This is a genomic window from Brevibacterium sp. S111 (genome assembly GCF_004745075.1).
Taxonomy (GTDB): domain Bacteria; phylum Actinomycetota; class Actinomycetes; order Actinomycetales; family Brevibacteriaceae; genus Brevibacterium.
Genome location: NZ_RHFH01000036.1, coordinates 1 through 4,047, shown reverse-complemented (window position 1 = coordinate 4,047; position 4,047 = coordinate 1). Strand labels below are relative to the sequence as shown.

General features: G+C 49.0%; 2 protein-coding genes. One reads left to right on the top strand and one right to left on the bottom strand.

The genetic code is table 11. The features are described from left to right. Positions 1 to 613: 613 nt before the first annotated feature. Positions 614 to 3,046 carry a CHAT domain-containing protein gene (locus tag EB836_RS17825; protein WP_135542773.1) on the top strand — a complete coding sequence of 811 codons (2,433 nt, stop codon included), beginning with the start codon at positions 614 to 616 and terminating at the stop codon, positions 3,044 to 3,046. Positions 3,047 to 3,495: 449 nt separating this feature from the next. Here EB836_RS17825 and EB836_RS17820 read toward each other — a convergent pair whose 3' ends face one another. Beyond that, positions 3,496 to 3,849 (bottom strand): hypothetical protein, encoded by a 354-nt coding sequence (locus EB836_RS17820; RefSeq protein ID WP_135542771.1) that lies wholly within the window; start codon positions 3,847 to 3,849, stop codon positions 3,496 to 3,498. Positions 3,850 to 4,047: the final 198 nt, after the last annotated feature.

Here is a 4,047-nt window from a genome sequence, read left to right as displayed (position 1 = left end):
GTGTGCACGGTTTCGGTGAGCAGGAGCCCGCCAGCGTGGCCGAGGGCGTTGCTGGGTGCGGTATCGATGTGCAGGCGGGGATAGGTGCGGGTAGGCTTCACTCTGAGAGTGCTCCTTTTCCAGAGAATATTGATGTCGTCGCAAACATCATTATCCCTGGTCAGGAGCACTTTTCTTCTCTCTGTCCGGGACCTGGACGCCCCTAATCATGAAATCCCGAGGCTAATCCGTTCCAGTTCGAGCACAACGCCGAAGGGCCTGGAGGCGACCTTGGGAAACATACGCGGAAAAGATGAGCGGGACATCGGGAAACCACATCCTGCCCTCGCACGCCGTACGCACTCGAGACCGAACGAATCATCAAGAACCAACCGAATCGCATGATCAAAGATAGACGGTACCTGCGTCAGTCAGACCCACCTACCTCACACTCAGAATTGCGAAAGAAACGACCTGCCCGACCAACGCCGAGAACCAAGCCATACAACCTTTCACCTGCCGAGCAACCGAACTCAGCGTAGGGTGTTGTACATACGCAAGCGCGACCAAAATCAACCCGTCAAAGCCCACTATTAATACAATTGCCACGAAGGCAAATGAGAAAGCGCAGCCAATGACCAAACCGCAACGACATGACCTCAACATAAACCGCGCCAGAGTTTCTCGGCTTGAGAAATTCGCCAACGATATTATGACGGTCTCCCCAAACACCATTTTAAGCAACACCCAAAGCATCCCAAACGCACTCGTAATCACCCATGTGGGCCTCGGTCACATACTTGGCATTGACGACTCCGACCTATTTATACCTGGGCACCTTGAGCCCAGCGAAGTGCAACAAATAATTAGCGAAGTATGGAGAATCGGTAGCTACCCCCCAAAATACGCGGTTGATCTCCCCGCAACGTACTCATCGCTCTTCGTTGTAGCTCGAGACACTCAAGCGATAGATAGCCAATTACTGCGAACCCTGTGCGCATCACAGTTAAATGCGACCCTCAACCAGCTTACGATTGCCGATCTAACGTCAGAACATCCAAATCCGAACTGGCAACAACTCAGACAAGAGATCTCCAAGTCATATACCGAGTCGGACTTCAACTTAACTAACGATCAACTCACGACATTCGAAAATAGAATCTATGCCGAATTGGTAAAATCAGTCATCGCGAATAATAGCGAGCCTTTAAAACTCCTATCTTTGCTCGAAATCACTTCCATCGATTGGGAAACTTTCTATCCAAATTCCCCCGACCAAGACATAGAAGCTTGGACACAAAATCGTTTCATCCCAAAAATCCTGCCTGGAAGCTGGGCTTCTTTTCCAGGAAGTGCCGTGCCCAATTGGGTAGAATCCATGGTCGTCGAGAGAGGCGCCCGGTTCTTCCCAGCGTCTTCCGGAATGGTTCCCGGCTGGTTCTTTGTTGCCGAGTCAAACGAAGAATGCAGAGCTTTCAACGCCTGGACATACTCACCTGAAGTCGGATTCAGTGAAGATTCAGAAGCCTTTTATTTGTCTTTTCCATTGCGCTTTGAAGACAACACCCACGCTAGCGTCTGGTATCGATATAGCCGCAATGATCGCCTACAATTAGCCGACCTCCGGGCTCTCCTAGCAATTGGCGCCGTACGAATTGAATTGTACCAAATAGAGCCGGGCGGAAAACTTTCACACGTACAGTCTTTTGGTATTCCACTCTCAGCTCGATTTATAGAACAGTGCAATGAAGCGATGGAAACACCGAGCCAAACACCTGGCACAACTGAGCTGGATTCACTCGAGCTGACTAGCGACTCATACATCTACATAATGGAAATGTTAGATCAAAGCACCTCAGAATTCTATCGAGAGTCGATTACTTCGCTGATTCGAATGGACCACGATACCGGCAATGCCCTTCAATCTTCTTTCCATGCGCTCTTACGTTCGATTGACACTGCCACAGCATCGGCGACAGCTGGTTCCATCATTGGCAGCGACGACATGGACTCCGCTCGCGAACAATTTCTCGGCGAACTATCCAAAACTCCTCGAAATACACATGTTGACTTCAAGCCTAACCTATTGAATCACAACGAGGCCTATATTCAAATTCGCTTCGATCGCGAGAGCGGCTATTTTGATTGCTTTGTATTTAGAGTGTCAGACGAGGGCATTCATGCATTTCGGATTGATATTTCAATGGGCGGGTCACTACTAACGTCGAACGCAGAATTTGCAGTTTGGGTTGAGACCAGCAGACAAATGCTATCTCCACTTTCGGCGCTCATTGCTGACGGAGTTGACCATCTCTATCTTCACATCGAACCAGCATTTTCTCACTGGCCTTGGCATATACCGTTGACTCAGATCGGGTTTAAAGCAATCAGTTATATTCCCCGCCTTAACTCGCTTTCACCTACGTCCGTTAAATTAGGTCGAAAACCACACGCACTCGCAAAGGGATTCCCCGGCAAGGGTACCAACTATTTACCCTATGTTTCCGATGAGTTGCTTTCCGTGACGGGAATGTATTCACACGATGCGGGAACCAATGGCCAGGACAGGCCGGATATCCTCCATCTTTCAGGACATGCTATAGCGGGTTCAGGTAGAGACAGCGTGGCGATTTTTTGCGACGAGGAACGACCACTTTCCAGTGCTGCTGTATTATTAAATGCCGCAAGTTTTTCATCACAGCTCGTTGTTCTTTCCGCTTGCAACACTGGAAGCATTCAAGTGAATTTAGATTCAGTCCCTGAAGTTGTTTCTTTGGAAACTGCATTTATTCTCAGCGGAGCGAAAGTTGTCATTTCGACATGCCAGCCAATAAACGATGTCATTGCTTTTGTATTCTCGGTACTTTTCCATGATCAGCTCCTAAATTCGCGCTCAGCTTGGTTGAGCTTCGTCAATGCTCGCGACTTTTTGACAGGCACCGATATTCCTGGTGCAGATCTACTGTTGAGCAGATGGCATAAGGGCTGGAGGGCTGATTTAGATCGAGCATTGGAATTATGCCCTCATGACTGGATGAAGTTTCGATTCGCTGGCAGGATAGACTAATGCAATGAAATCAACTCTAATAGATTAGTCGGAGTGGAAACACCAAACTCTAAGTTCAATTTGGCCTGGATTAGCGAGGTTCAGTTTCCGCGATGCCTCGAAGGTACGCACCATTTCTTTTCATGTATGTTACTGACGTCGCTCCTGTACAGATGCGACAGCGTTAACAAACACAGAATTCTGCTTCTCCGTCCCCCTCGTATTACCGCCTTCTGGCAGTGACTCAGTCAATATAGGTGTAGCTGTGATTATTAAAAGGTGGATAGGGTGCTGTGTCTTTAACAACTGAAATGTAACCGTCGTTGAAAGTGAATTCGGCACAAAATTCGGCCGAGAGGTAAGCCAACCGACGGTTTCAAAAACAAGAGCATCCACTATCAATCAGCCCGGAGGCTGACCGTTCTCGATACGGTTCCTCAGTATGGTCTAGCAGCATATTCACGATCGAACTACGCAACCTTTCGCTCTCTCTCCGCTTTGACCAGATCGATCAGGTTGTGAGGCGATGTAATCAACGCAGTAAACAAACCGCCTGTTAAGAACAACGAAACTAGAACACTGACACTCTTGTCTTCACTTGGTGTGTCAAGCCCTCCGATAATACCCACAGCCGCAATAAGAACAACGATCCCCATAGTCACCACTGCAGTCCGTTCAGGTTTTAAAGCCTCTGCCGACCATGAAACCTCGGTCTTCCAGAGACCGTTATGGCGAGCATAAACAGCGCGCCAAGCCATCACCACAAATGAAACTGCGAGGATCACTAACGTTGCCAACTGCTCAGAAGGGTTCTTCGTGATCAACAAGTATCCAGCTACCATCGCGGCGTAGGCTGTGCACGCGCAAATTTGCAACTGCTGCAATATCCGTTCCTCCTAACCTCGATTTTTCATGGGTAGCTGGTTGCCCATGATTCCGGCTCCGTTGCCGCGTACCGACACTGATTCTGCCATTCGAGCATGACACGACCACCGTGTGTCGCCACGGCCCTGCGGGGATCC